This is a genomic window from Arthrobacter sp. SPG23, from assembly GCF_000876655.1.
In the GTDB taxonomy this organism is placed as follows: Bacteria; Actinomycetota; Actinomycetes; order Actinomycetales; family Micrococcaceae; genus Arthrobacter.
This window is the reverse complement of sequence record NZ_JYCN01000013.1, coordinates 23,116-36,382: the sequence shown is the minus strand read 5'-3', so window position 1 is coordinate 36,382 and position 13,267 is coordinate 23,116. Positions and strand designations below refer to the sequence as shown.

Here is a 13,267-nt window from a genome sequence, read left to right as displayed (position 1 = left end):
CTAGGCCGTCTCCTGGACCCCGCCGTCCTGCACGCCGCCAGCTGTGAGCAGATGGTTGGGCAGCCGGTTCCCCGGGGCCCGGCCCCGGATCTCCAGCAGCTCCCGGGCGTGGGCGTGCAGGCGCTTGTCCTCGTCCGAGACCGGAACCCAGGGGGGAATCGGCACCGAGTTCCCGGCGGCGTCCCTGGCCACCATGACGGTCAGGCAGTACGTGGTGAGGTTCATCTCCCGGCCCTTGGGATCTCCGGACCGGACGTGCACGGCAATGTGCATCCCCTTGGTGCCGGTGTACACGAGCCGCGCCTCCACCTCCACCACGTGGCCGATCAGCAACGGCCGGTAGAAACGCACCCCGCCGGAAAATACCGCCACGGTGTCCTTCCCGCAGTACCGGGACGCGCATACGTAGGCGGCCTCGTCGATCCACTTCATGACGATTCCGCCGTGCACCTTGCCGCCCCAGTTCACATCCGTGGGGGCAGCCATGAACCGCAGGACAACGCGTTCTGCGGTGCCGGCGTCCGTATATTCCTGCGCGTTCATCGCCTGGACGATGTCCTCGCGGACCTTGATCCGGGCCAGGGCATGGTCGCGCTGCTCGATCTCCTCCGGTGTGGAGGGGTCGAACTGCGGTACGGGCACCGGCTTCCCGTCCGGACCCACGGCCACAAAAATCACCATGCACTGGCTGCGCATTGTGGCCGGGCCACCTTTGGGGTCGCCCGAAGAAACCACTGTGCGGATATGCATGGAAGAGCGCCCGGTATAGACGATCGTGGCGGTGACTTCCACCATGTCCCCGCTGTTGACCGGATCGGCAAAGTGGATGTTGCCGACGTAGGCCGTCACGCAGTACGACTTGGCCCAGCCAACGGCTGCGGCATAGGCCGCTTTGTCCACCCACTCAAGTACGGTTCCGGCGTCCACGGAACCGCTGTGGCCGACGTCCATGGGGGCCGCAAGGAAGCGGAGGGTCACTGAATTGGCGGCAGTCTCGCTCATGCTGAGAGTTTACTGATGACCCGGCACACCGTGCGGTCGGAATGACACAAAGGCCGGCCCACCCGCCATATGAGGCGGCCCGGACCATTCCCGGGCCCTGACCGGCCTGCCGTGCTGCATGCAATTTGCATCGTTAATGAGAATGAATATCATTTAAGCCATGAGAGCCCGCAACAGTATCATTCGTCGCCTGAAACCCACGCCCCATTTCGCCCGCACGGTTCCCCGGCGCGGTCTGCGGGCGCCCCTGGCAGTAATTCGTGGCGCGGCCGCAGCTGCCGGCGCGGCGCTTGTGCTGAGCGGTTGCGCCGCGGCTCCCGCCCGCAGCGGTGGCAGCTCCCAGCCGCCAGCAGGCGCGCCGGCCGCCGGGCAGTCCGCCGAGCCATCCAGTGCAAGCCGGGAAGTCCAGGGGCCGGCGCCCAGATTGGTGCTGACCCACGCCGGAGGCCTCACGGTCCTCGACGCCGCCTCCCTGGAGGTGGTGGGGGAGGCGGAGCTTGCAGGCTTCAACAGGTTGAACCCCGCGGGCGACGGCCGGCATGTCCTGGTGTCCACCGGGGATGCCTTCAGGGTGTTTGATGCCGGCGTGTGGACTGAAAAGCATGGTGACCACGGGCATTCCTACGCGGCGCCTCCGGCCCTCACAGAAGCCTCCTTCGAAGCCAGCAAGTCCGGCCACGCCGTCTTCCATGCCGGGAGGACCGCACTCTTCAGTGACGGTTCCGGAAAAGTGGAGATCTTCGACCCGGCGGGGCTGGGGGAGAAGCCCGGGGGTCTTCCCGTAACGGATATCTACACCGCGCCGGAAGCGCACCACGGCGTCGCAGTGCCTCTCGAGGGCGGCAAGTTGCTCGTCACCCTCGGAGGCAGCGAGTCGAGGCGGGGGGTTGCCGTGATGGCTGCAGGAGCCGGCCAGGACCGGGTGGAACTGGAGCGCAACGAGGACTGCCCCGGCGTGCACGGTGAGGCGGCGGCGGGCCATGACGCCGTGGTGGTGGGCTGCGAAAACGGCATGCTCATCTACCGGGACGGGCGGATTTCGAAAGTGGCCAGCCCGGACGCTTACGGGCGGATGGGAAACCAGGCGGGTTCCCCTGCGTCGCCCGTGGTTTTGGGTGACTACAAGGTGGATAAGGACGCCACGCTGGAGCGGCCCACGCGTGTCTCCCTCGTCAATACGGACACGGCCACCCTCCGGCTGGTGGAACTCGGCACGAGCTATTCGTTCCGGTCGCTGGGAAGGGGTCCCTCGGGCGAGGCCCTGGTCCTGGGGACCGACGGCGCACTGCGGGTCATCGATCCTTTGACGGGAAATATCGCATCCACGATTCCCGTGGTCGAGGAATGGGAGGAGTCCGAAACCTGGCAGGACCCGCGGCCCGCCTTGTTTGTCCAGGGTTCCACCGCCTATGTCACCGAGCCGGCAAGCAGCACGATCCATGCAGTGGACCTTTCGTCAGGCAAGCTCACCAAATCCGCGGAACTCCCGCACGTGCCCAACGAGTTGACAGGCGTGTCCGGATAGTATTCCCGTAGGAGAATACTTCGAATGCCCAGCTCGAACGACGACGGGCCGGCCACTCGCGTGACCGGCCCGTCGTCGTGCAGGGTCTTTGTTCTGGGCGGCTCCCGCTTTAGGCGAGGACGCTGAGCTTCGAGTTGCTGCGGCCGAACAGTGCCCGGTCCACAGCCACCTTGCCGGCGCCGGTCAGGGCAATGGCCAGCGCTCCGGCTGCCAGCAGCAGTACCAGTTCATAACCGCCCGTCGCGGCAAAGACACCGGCGGAGGCGTGGACCAGGAACAGGGCGCCCAGCATGTCCAGTGCGAGGAGTGCCGCGAAAACACGGGTCAATACGCCCAGGATCAGGGCGGTGCCACCCACAAGCTCCAGGGTGGCCACGGCGGGAGCTGCCAGCTCGGCCGCCGGAACGCCCATTTTGGCGAATGAGGCCTGGGTTCCGGCGATGGTCCACTCGTTGAACTTCTGCCAGCCGTGGGCTGCGAAGAGGAAGCCTGCGATGACGCGCAGGATAGTGAGTGCTGTGGTGGTCAGTGTGGACTGGTTCATGGGAATTTCACCATTTCGGAGGTCGGGGGCATTGCCGCGCGCCCTTCAGGGACACGGTTGAACTTTCAAGACTTAACTGTGCCCCCAATTACTTGAAGAGTCAACTAAATGGGTCGGCATGTGACAGTTCTCTCCAGCTAGGCTGGCTCCGTGCCAAAATCACGTGCCGCTTCCCGGACTGTTCCCGCCGGCCGGAACACCCGGGAAATCCTCCGCCTTGCCGTGCCGGCATTCGGTGCCCTCATCGCGGAACCGCTGTTCCTGCTGGCGGACTCGGCCATAGTGGGCCACCTCGGCGTGTCCCAGCTGGCAGGGGTGGGGCTGGCCTCGGCTGTGCTCCATACGGCCGTGGGCCTCATGGTGTTCCTGGCATACTCCACCACGCCTGCCGTTGCCAGGGCCATCGGCGAGGGGAAGCTCCCCAAAGCCCTCGCGGCAGGACGGGACGGTGTCTGGCTGGCGCTCGTCCTGGGCCTGGTGCTGGCGCCGGCGGGATTCGTCGGTGCCGAGCTGCTCGTCGACCTGATGGGCGCTACGGGAGAAGTCCGGCAGTTCGCCGTGGACTATCTCCGCTGGTCCATGCCCGGACTCGTAGCCATGCTGCTGATCTTCGCCGGCACCGGCGTGCTGCGTGGCCTCCAGGACACCCGCACACCCCTGGCCGTGGCCTCGGCGGGGTTCACCCTGAACATCCTCCTCAACCTGGGCCTGGTCTACGGCCTGGGCTGGTCCGTGACAGGTTCCGCCGTGGGGACCAGCATTGCCCAGTGGGGTATGGCCCTGGTGTATCTGGTGATCGTCCAGCGAAACGCCCGCGACCACGGAGTTACGCTCCGGCCGGACTGGCGGGGCATTCGTGCCATGACCAAAGTGGGGTCCTGGCTCATGCTCCGCACCCTGAGCCTGCGCATTGCGATCCTTGCAACCGTCCTGGTGGTGACGGCCCAGGGCCCGGTGAACCTGGCTGCCCATCAGCTGGCCATGACCATTTTCACCTTCCTGGCCTTTGCCCTGGATGCCCTGGCAATTGCGGCCCAGGCCCTGATCGGGAAGGAACTGGGGGCCGGAAATCCCGCCGCGGCGCGCGAGTTGACCCGGACCATGATCCGCTGGGGTACGGGATTCGGGGTGGTCACCGGCGTATTGCTGGCCGCTGCAGCCCCATGGGCGGGTGCGCTGTTCACGTCCGACGCCGGCGTCCGGTCCGCGCTGACGCTCGCCTTGTGGGTGCTCGCCGCCGGGCAGCCGGTGGCCGGCTATGTCTTTGTGCTCGACGGCGTCCTCATCGGCGCCGGTGACGCGAAATACCTGGCAATTGCCGGCGTCGTGAATCTTGCGGTGTACGTGCCGCTGCTGGCAGCTGTGCGGGTCTCCGCCGTCGACGGGGCCGCAGGGCTCGCGTGGCTATGGCTGGCTTTTTCGCTGGGGTACATGTCCGCCCGGGCGGTAACGCTGGGCCTCCGGGCAAGGACGGACAAGTGGATGGTCCTCGGGTCGCCCTAAGCCGGTTCGTCCCGGTCACGAGGTCCGCATTTTCCTGCAGGTCCGGCGGGCTGCTCCTGTCCCCGGTTCGCGCCATGTCCCCCGCGCACTAAACTGGACCCGTGACCCCTCCCGCAACTCCTTCCGATCCCGCTGCCCTGACCGCTCCCGCCGCGGACCTGTGGCAGCCGGTGCTCACCAGGGCCGTGATTGCCCTTGTCTTCGGTGCGGTAACCGTGTTCTGGGCGTCGCCGTCGGCATCCGAAATGGGGTGGGCCGGCGGGCTCTACCTGCTGGCCACCGGCGTGATACTGATCCGCGGAATCGGGAAGTTCGGCCTTGCTGCCAAGCAGCCGGCCGGCAAGGTCATGGCCGCAGCGGGGGCTGTCCTCACAGGCGCCGGTGTGGCCGTGGCGTTCCTGGGCAGCGAACTGGTGTTCGGGGTCCTGGCTGCGCTGGGCGTGGGCCTGCTGGGGGCCGCGGAACTCTACCTTGGAGTCCTGTACCGCGGCCGCAGCGTACTGGCACGCGACTGGCTTGCCTCAGGCGTGATCGGGCTGGGGACGGCCGTGGCGCTGCCCTTCTTCATCAGCCTCGGAGCGCACGCCCTGCTCGGAGTGGCCGGTGGCGGAGCGATCATTTCCGGCGTTCTCTGGATCCTGGCGGCCCTGACGCTCCGGCATGATGCGCGGTCCGTTTCGGTGAGGCCGTAAACTAGTAGGGAACGGTTCTACTTCGTGTAGAACAATCGCTTGACTTAAGCGGCAGGGCCCCGGCCGTGCCGCACGGGAGGAAACACCTTGGCACAGCAGAAACCAGGAGAACCGCGCAATCTGCGGACCTCGGTCAAGGGGCCCCTCATGTTCTCCGCATTCTGGGCCGTCCTGGCCTTCTTTGCCGTGCTGATCTTCGCCTCCGGCGGCAGCTCCCGGACTCCGCGTTTCGACCTCGCCTTCACCGGCGCGGGAATTGCCTTCATCGTGACGCTGGTGATCGCGGCGATGCTTTCGATGAGCTACAAGGACAATGCCGACCACCTGGGTAAGGGGTCCGGCGTGAATCTGAGTTCCAAGAAGTCCGCCGGCCACGGAGGCCATTCCGCGCGCCCGGATTCGCAGGCTCCCGGTGCGCCGGATGCCGCTCCCGGCACCGACCCCCGGTAGGTTTCCTGAGGGCCGGCTCCTCCGTAGGATAATTCCAGCTGGTTCCGGTCCCTACGAAGCGGCCTTTCGTGCGCGGTAAGCGGCGACGTGTGCCCGGTTGGCGCAGTTCCCGGTATCGCAATACCGCTTGGACCGGTTCCGGCTGAGGTCCAGCACCACCGCGTCGCAATCCTCCGCGGCGCACACCAGCATCCGGTCCATTTCCTTGCTGCGGATCACATCCACCAGCGCCATGGCGGCCTCGGTGCCCATTCTGTCGGCCAGCGGAGCCTCCCGAGTGGTGGCATGCAGGTGCCAGTCCCACTCATCGTGCTTGATCAGCTGCGGCAGCGCATTGGCTTCGCGGAGCAGGCGGTTGACGGTCGCGACGGCTGTGTCCTCATCCATGGTCCAGAGCTCGGTGAGCTGGCTCCGCAGCTTATGGACGCTGGTGAGTTCAGCCGCGTCGCGCGACCGCGCTCCGGAGAAGCCTTCCGCCTGGAGGAAGCGGTCCAGATCCTCAATCGTCGCGAGATGCTCTTCGCCGTTGGCCGCGCTGTTGATCAACCCCACCACGGTGCGGAGCGCCACTTCAGTGTCAGGGGCAAAAACCATCTTGACTCCTTACAGGGCCGGGCGTAATGTCATGACCATTACCCCACTTTACTCCTGACAGGAGGCAGCCGTGCCTGCCGTAAGCAAACGCGAAGAAGCGTCGGTCAAGAGCGCGGCTTCCCGGCCGGACGCCGCCCGCCGGGCCGCTTCCGGTTTCCTGGCGTCCGGGCTTGGCGTTGCACTGTTCTCCTCGGCGGTCTTCGGCCTTTCCGGATCGTTCGCCAAGTCCCTGCTCGAAACCGGCTGGACTCCGGGCGCCGCAGTGACCGCACGCCTGACCGGAGCAGCACTCATCCTCGTGATCCCTGCCGTGCCGGCCTTGCGCGGCCGCTGGGGCCAGCTGAGGGACAACTGGGTGACCATCCTGCTGTTCGGGCTCATTGGCGTTGCTGCCTGCCAGCTCTTCTACTTCAACGCCGTCGAGCGCCTCTCCGTTGGCGTTGCCCTGTTGCTGGAGTACCTGGCTCCGGTGATCATCGTCCTCTGGCTGTGGGCCGCGAGCCGCCGGCGTCCACGCCCGCTCACCATTGCCGGAACGCTGCTTTCGCTGGGCGGACTGATCCTGGTGCTGGACCTTACGGGTGCGGTGAAAATAGACGTCGTCGGGGTCCTGTGGGGAATTGCCGCAGCCGTCTGCCTGGCGATCTATTTCTTCATTACAGCCAAGGAGAATGACACCCTCCCGCCGATCGTCCTGGCGTCCGGCGGCCTGATGGTGGGCGCCGTGGTGATGTGGCTGGCGGCAGCGACGGGCCTGCTGCCCATGGCGTTCAGCGTGGCGGACACCAAACTCGGGCCGTGGGTCACCCCGTGGTGGGTTTCGTTGGGCGGCCTGATTGTCCTGGCCACGGTCCTCGCCTACGTTTCGGGCATTGTTGCCGCGCGGGCGCTCGGTTCCAAAGTGGCATCGTTCGTGTCGCTCACCGAGGTGCTTTTCGCCGTCATCTGGGCGTGGCTCCTGCTGGGTGAACTGCCCGGCCCCGTCCAACTCCTCGGCGGGATGCTGATCGTTGGCGGCGTGGTTCTGGTCCGCGTGGACGAGCTGCGCGGCCCGGCGGCCGTGCCTGCCGCGGCAGGAGGTCCTGCTTCGGACGCCGGTGCAGCGCCGTTGCCGGCGCCGCTGGACCACGCTAACGACGTCGAACCGGTCCCCTGAACCGGTTACGCGCCGGCAGCAGCCCCCCTGTTAAATGCGGATGCTCCGGACGCTGTGGTGCGTCCGGAGCATGCGCATTTAGGCGTTAATTCCCACCTCGGAGGGTGGCGGGGCGTTCCCTAGCGGGAAGCCTCTTCCTGCTGGGCAGCGTTCTTGCTGGCCTGCTTGCCGGCCTCTTCCAGAGCACGCGCCACCCGGGCCAGGTCCGCTACGTGGCGGCCGGACCATTCGCTGCGGAACTTCTCAGCGTCCGGGCCCTTCCAGTCGGTGCTGTCAAGAGCCTTCGTCAGCTGCGACTTGGCCTTCTCGATCTCGGACGAACCAGCCTGAAGCTTGGTTCCCAGTGCCTTGAGCTGAGCAATGTCTGCACCCCAAATAGCCATTAGTTTTCTCCTTCAGTCAACGGACCCGATCCGATCGGCATCCCCAGCGGCCCCCGGCTCATCCGGAAGATCCATTACCTAGAAACTATCCCGCGGCCTGGGCGCCGTCGATGGGCACCGCTCCCCATGGAGCAGTCCCCATGTGGTCCGCTCACCGTGATGCTCCCACCCTGTTGAGGTCCGGATCGGCCTGGCTGCGGTTTTCCGGTGGCAGCGCAATCTGCAGCTTGCGGACCTTCCCCCGGCCCACGATGTAGCCGCGGCCTGGAATGAAATCGGAACTGATCTTGCCAAGCGAGGTACTCAGCAGGCTGTCGCCTTCGATGTCGCCGGGGTTGATCAGCAGTCCGCGCCGTCCGGACTTGAACGGCTGCGACAGTGACCACGCGGAGGACCAGGTGGAGGTCTCGGACTCCCCCACCACCCACTGGTCGGCCTTGATGGACGTGGTGACCAGCTGCTCGATGCCGGACTCTGCACCTGTGTCCGTGAACTCGGTCAGGCCCTCGATGAAGATGGCCAGCCGGCCCGGGTTCTCCGCGGAGTAGTCCACCAGCCCGTCGATTGCTTCTTCGACGTCGTCAGCGCCCACGACGGCACGGTTCCAGACCTTCAGCGATGCGACGGCGGAGCGGCGGGAGCCGATGTAGATCAGTTCGGTGCCGGGGTTGGACCGGCGCAGCGCGTAGGCCATGGTGACCAGCGCCACCGTGCGGCCGGCGCCGGGCGGTCCCGCGACGAGCAGGGGTCCCTTGGCCATGATCTCGGCCGGCTGGAGCGTCTCGTCGTCGACGCCGATAACCGGCAGGTCCTGGCTCCCGGCGGGGAGGATGTCCAGGTCCACCTGCTCGGGCAGGCGTTCGATCTGCGGTGCCTTTTCCACGCCCTGGCGCAGCATGGCTTCGCTGAGCTTGTGCACTTCGCGGGCCTGCAGTGCCAGGTTCGAGTCGCCGCCGAGGACGGCAAGCTGCACCTCGTGCCCTCCCAGCAGGCCGCGGCCCGGGGGCGAGGCCTGGCTCAGGACGTCCTTGGGCACGTCCAGCGAAATGTAGTCGTCCTCGGAGGAGAGCCGCAGGACCAGGCGCCGCTGGATCGAAGCCAGCAGCGAGGCCGGCACGGAGTTGGGCCGGTCGCCGGTGACAACCAGGTGGATGCCCAGCGGCCGGCCGTCCGTTGCCAGCTGCAGGAAGATGTCCCACAGCGCTGACAGCCTGCTGTATTCGTAGGCCTCCCGGAAGTTGGACATGCCGTCCACCAGGATGAAGATCCGCTTCTCGTCCGGATCGTCGGCCAGCTTCCGGTATTCCACGATGGTGGCGGCCCGCACTTCTGCGTAGCGGGCAGCGCGGTCGTCGGCAACATCGCGCAGCCACCGCAGCAGCCTGCCCACGCGTTCGACGTCGTCACCGTTGATGATCTCCCCGACGTGCGGGAGCCCGTCGAGCATCTTCAGGCCCGACGAACCGCAGTCGATGCCGTAGACGTGCACGGGCCCGCCGCGGGGCGTCACTGCCGCGGCGATGGCGATGCCGCGCAGTGCAGCTGACTTGCCTGAGCCGCCAGTCCCGTAGATGGCCATGTTGCCGTCCCTGTCGGGTTCATAGAAGACGGTGGGCTGGTCCTGGTGTGCCGGGTCGTCGGCCACGCCCAGGAGGAGGCGTTCATCGGTCCTGGGGTTGGGAAGCTTGGAGAAGTCGTAGGTCTTTGCCAGCTCGTTGAGCCACGGTTTCCGGGGCGGCGCGATGGACAGCACGTCCGCGGCCTTGATGATATTGGCCGTCATCCGGGCAATATCGTTGGGCCCCGCCGGTTCCTCCCGCGTCGGCTTCTCCGGCGCCGGCGCGGCCCAGCTCGGTCCCGAGCCAAAGGCCATTTCCACGATGTCGATCTGGGGTGCCTGCGGCTTGTCCGTGGTCCAGCCGCCTGCGTAGCCGGTCTGGAAGCCCTGGATCCGGCCGGGACCCGTTTTCGCGGCGCCACGGCCCGGGATGGAGGGGTCGAAGTATGCCGCCGTCGGAACACCGAGAATGTCCGTGGCGTCGTCCTCGTCGGCCATCCGGAGGGCGACGCGCAGGTTGGTGTTGGCGCGCAGGCTTTCCTTGATGACGCCGGCGGGCCGCTGGGTGGCAAGGATCAGGTGCAGGCCCAGGGAACGGCCGCGGGCTGCCACGTCCACTACTCCGTCCACGAACTCGGGGACTTCCGTGGCCAGGGCAGCGAACTCGTCCACAATGATGATGAGGTACGGCGGTGCCTCGGGGTCGGCCTCGCGCTGGAGGCCCAGGAGGTCCTTGGCCTTCTTCCGGTTGAGCAGATGCTCGCGGTAATGCAGTTCAGCCCGCAGGGACGTCAGGGCGCGGCGCACCAGGTGCTGCGAGAGGTCGGTCACCAGGCCCACGGTGTGGGGCAGGTGCACGCAGTCGGCGAACGCGGCACCGCCCTTGTAGTCGACGAACAGGAAGCTCACCCGGTCCGGGCTGTAGGCGGCGGCCATGCCCATGACCCAGGACTGCAGGAATTCCGACTTGCCGGCGCCGGTGGTGCCGCCCACCAGAGCGTGCGGGCCCTCATTCTTCAGGTCCAGGTACAGCGGTTCGATGCCCTTGGACCCCACCAGGGCCCGGAGGGTGCCGTTGTCCTTGCGGTTCGCGACTGCAGTGGCGTGAACGGAGTTGTTCTCTTTCCACCGGTCAGCCACCGCCTGCGGGTTGTCCATGAAGTCCTTGCCGATGAGGCTCACGTAGGACACCGCGCGGGGAAGGTCTGAGTCGTCATCCACGGGCTTGCCCACATCGATGACCGGTGACAGCATCCGGGCAAGCTGGGTGGCCAGGCCGGCGTCGAGGCTTTCGCAGCTGACCGGGTAGGTGTGGCGGCCCAGCCGGACCTGGCCGGTGGTGGTGCCGTGGTCGCCATCCACCACCATGAAGTCCCGGCAGGCGGCCGGGAGTGACTGGACACTGGTGGCCACCCACATGACGTGCACGCCCGAATCCGGGCCGCGTTCCACGAGCCGTGTCAGGCGTCCGCGGTCCACCGGTGCGTCGTCTTCCACGATCACCAGCACGGAGGGCAGCACCGGGCCGGGGATGTCGCCGTTCTCGCCGTTGAGGGCAGGCCGCGGGGCGGGACGCGGGGACTGGGCGCCCGCTTCGCGCTGGTCGATAAGGTCCTCCAGCCGGGCCAGCAGGGAAGACCCGCCGGCAGGTCCCGCAGCCAGGTGGTCGCCGCTGAGCGGGCTGTGCCCCGAGCCCACGTGCGGCAGCCACTGAAGCCAGTTCCAGCGTTCCCTCGATTTGGCCGACGTGATGGCCGTAACCACCACTTCGGCCGGGGAATGCAGCCCCACGGTCTGCAGGACCATGCCGCGGGCCACGTCGTCCACCAGTCCGCGGGCTCCTGCGAGCCCGAAGGCGCCGGCGGAGCGGAGCTGGGACACGATCGGAACGCCTTCGATGTCCTGGAACTGTTTGAGGCAGGCCTGGATTTCCTGCATGTATTCGGCTTCGGTCTCGTTGTTGGCGGGCTCGTCGAACGAAATGCGCGACGGCGCCGTGCCCAGCCCGAACCGCAGGCCGAGGAACCCGTTGTGCTCGGGCCGGTGCGTCCAGAGCAGCGGTCCCAGCTTGTAGATGGAATCCACGGTGTCGCTCACCGACGGAGCTTCCTGGAGGCGCACGGACCTCTCGACGTGCTGCAGTTCGGTGATGTCCTTGCGGAACGCCGCCATTGCTTCACGGAACTGCTTGAGTTGCTCCTTGCGCTCCCGCTTGCTTTGCATCTTTTGGTCCACGTAGTGGCCGATGATGAACAGCGGCATCATCATCATGAACAGGACCGAAAGGACGTTGCCCGTGACGGCAAACAAAACCGCACCCATCATGAGCGGTGCGATCAGCATGATGTAGGGGAACGGGTGGTGCTCCTGGCGTTTGGGGCCCGCCGGGAGTACGCGTTTGGAGGGGGCGAAACGCGGGACCACACGCGGCGAGCGGTTGAAGTCCACCAGCGGCGACGTCGGTGCACCCCCGTGGTGGCCCAGCCCGACGACGGACACGGTGGTGTCGCCCAGGGTCACGGTGTCGGAGGAGTTCAGGGTGGCCCGGGTGACCGGCAGCCCGTCCATGATCAGCCCGTTGGCGGAATTCGTGTCCACGATTTCAACGGTTTCCCCCACGGTGATGCGGGCGTGCCGCTTGGAGGTCATGGGGTCCGACAGCCGGATGTCGACGTCCCGGTCCCGGCCGATGTAGCTGGTGCCGGAGGGCAGCGAAAATTCCTGCCCGACGTCGGGCCCGGACAGTACGCGGAGGGTCGCCGCTGCGGGGCCGCGGTTGGCGCCCGGCGCCCCGAACTGCTCGCTGACCTGCGCCAGCGACACAATGGACCCGGGTCTGAGCCCGGATTCCAGGAGGTTGTCCGCACGGTTGAGGATATTGCCGCGCATGCCGCCGGCCACGAATGCCTCGTCGATGCAGAGCGACAGGTTGTCCGGCGGCCGGGTGCCCCGCCGTTCAGGATCGGCAGCCCACAATTGGGTGGCGATGTCCGCCACCGTTGCCAGGCCGTCAACGGTGACGGCCAGGTCTTTGGCGTCGGCGGGGTCCCGGCGCAGCGTCAGTCGGATTTTCATCCTTCGTCGATCCCCCTCATCTTGTCGATCAGGTGCAGGTCTGCGGCGGTGACCAGGTGCGACGTCACGGCGTGCTCAACGAGCCGGGCACGACGGTTGGTGGCCAGTTTTCCGCCGCCGCCGCGCAGCCCTGCCACCCCGACGCGGTCAAGTTTGTCGCACACATTGTCCAGCTTTCTGTTGAACCGGGTGAGTGCCCAGCCGAGCGTCCTGGCGGCATCCGCCGACGACGGGATGGCGCTGAACCCGGTGCCGTCACGGCGGAGCATGGGCTCGGCGAGGGCAACGATGAGCGCCTTCTGCGAATCGGTGAAGACCACCGGCCCGATGGTGGTGTCACCGCCGCTTTCGTCATCGGGGGCCTCCTGGCGGAAAGAAGGTGTCTTGAGGTGCACGGCAAACTCGTAGGTGGTGGGTCCGGCCGTGAAAATCACATTGGTGTGACTGAAGACAAGCGGAATCCTGGCCCCGGGTGAAAGCCACGCCTGCATCCCGCCGGTACCGTCCGCCACCGTGGCTGAGAGCATGCTCCCCACGTTGCTGAGCCACCAGATGCCGTCGTACCGGGCGATCTGGAGGAACCGCCGGTGCAGGTACGGGTTGTCGTCCACTTCCAGGTCGCCCTCGCGTCCGATATTGAAGACGTCCTCGTCCGACGGCTCGTACCATTCGCCACAGAAATCTACTGCTAGATCCCCCATTTTCCGTGCCTCCTTAGTGGAAAGTTCAAGGTGTCATGCTGTTTGTGGCCGGCCCCTGTCCGGTGCGTGGCGCCGTCCTGGCGA

At 66.7% G+C, this 13,267-nt stretch carries 11 protein-coding genes; 5 read left to right on the top strand and 6 right to left on the bottom strand.

Annotation, left to right across the window (positions count from 1 at the left end):
* Positions 1-1,002 carry an acyl-CoA thioesterase gene (locus TV39_RS06135; RefSeq protein WP_043479698.1) on the bottom strand — a complete coding sequence of 334 codons (1,002 nt, stop codon included), beginning with the start codon at positions 1,000-1,002 and terminating at the stop codon, positions 1-3.
* A gap of 160 nt (positions 1,003-1,162) precedes the next feature.
* On the opposite strand from TV39_RS06135, the gene aztD reads away from it, so the two are divergent.
* The gene (gene aztD, locus TV39_RS06130; protein ID WP_144406337.1) at positions 1,163-2,527 is read left to right on the top strand and encodes a zinc metallochaperone AztD; all 1,365 of its coding nucleotides are present in this window, start codon (positions 1,163-1,165) and stop codon (positions 2,525-2,527) included.
* 109 nt (positions 2,528-2,636) lie between these two features.
* On the opposite strand, the gene TV39_RS06125 is transcribed toward aztD, so the two are convergent.
* On the bottom strand, positions 2,637-3,071 hold the full coding sequence (locus TV39_RS06125) for a DoxX family protein (RefSeq protein WP_043479696.1): 435 nt from the start codon (positions 3,069-3,071) through the stop codon (positions 2,637-2,639).
* Between the two features lie 150 nt (positions 3,072-3,221).
* Between TV39_RS06125 and TV39_RS06120 the strand changes: the two genes are divergently transcribed.
* From TV39_RS06120 to TV39_RS06110, 3 genes are all read left to right on the top strand, one after another.
* On the top strand, positions 3,222-4,574 hold the full coding sequence (locus TV39_RS06120; RefSeq protein WP_043479694.1) for an MATE family efflux transporter: 1,353 nt from the start codon (positions 3,222-3,224) through the stop codon (positions 4,572-4,574).
* A gap of 101 nt (positions 4,575-4,675) precedes the next feature.
* Positions 4,676-5,266 carry a hypothetical protein gene (locus tag TV39_RS06115; protein WP_043479693.1) on the top strand — a complete coding sequence of 197 codons (591 nt, stop codon included), beginning with the start codon at positions 4,676-4,678 and terminating at the stop codon, positions 5,264-5,266.
* Between the two features lie 87 nt (positions 5,267-5,353).
* Complete coding sequence (locus tag TV39_RS06110; protein ID WP_043479692.1) at positions 5,354-5,716, top strand: hypothetical protein; 363 nt, start codon at positions 5,354-5,356, stop codon at positions 5,714-5,716.
* 51 nt (positions 5,717-5,767) lie between these two features.
* Here the strand turns inward: TV39_RS06110 and TV39_RS06105 are convergent, their stop codons facing one another.
* A complete protein-coding gene (locus TV39_RS06105) occupies positions 5,768-6,310 on the bottom strand; it encodes a CGNR zinc finger domain-containing protein (RefSeq protein WP_043479691.1) in 543 nt (180 codons plus the stop codon).
* 157 nt (positions 6,311-6,467) lie between these two features.
* Here TV39_RS06105 and TV39_RS06100 point away from each other — a divergent pair, with 157 nt between their 5' ends.
* A complete protein-coding gene (locus tag TV39_RS06100; RefSeq protein WP_043479886.1) occupies positions 6,468-7,466 on the top strand; it encodes an EamA family transporter in 999 nt (332 codons plus the stop codon).
* 119 nt (positions 7,467-7,585) lie between these two features.
* Here TV39_RS06100 and TV39_RS06095 read toward each other — a convergent pair whose 3' ends face one another.
* From TV39_RS06095 to TV39_RS06085, 3 genes are all read right to left on the bottom strand, one after another.
* Positions 7,586-7,849 carry a hypothetical protein gene (locus TV39_RS06095; RefSeq protein ID WP_043479689.1) on the bottom strand — a complete coding sequence of 88 codons (264 nt, stop codon included), beginning with the start codon at positions 7,847-7,849 and terminating at the stop codon, positions 7,586-7,588.
* Between the two features lie 151 nt (positions 7,850-8,000).
* Positions 8,001-12,482: an FtsK/SpoIIIE domain-containing protein gene (locus tag TV39_RS06090; protein ID WP_043479687.1), complete on the bottom strand. Its 4,482-nt coding sequence runs from the start codon at positions 12,480-12,482 to the stop codon at positions 8,001-8,003.
* Positions 12,479-13,183, bottom strand: coding sequence for a hypothetical protein (locus TV39_RS06085; RefSeq protein ID WP_043479686.1), 705 nt, complete (start codon positions 13,181-13,183; stop codon positions 12,479-12,481). The genes TV39_RS06090 and TV39_RS06085 overlap by 4 nt, the downstream gene beginning before the upstream one ends.
* Positions 13,184-13,267 lie beyond the last annotated feature (84 nt).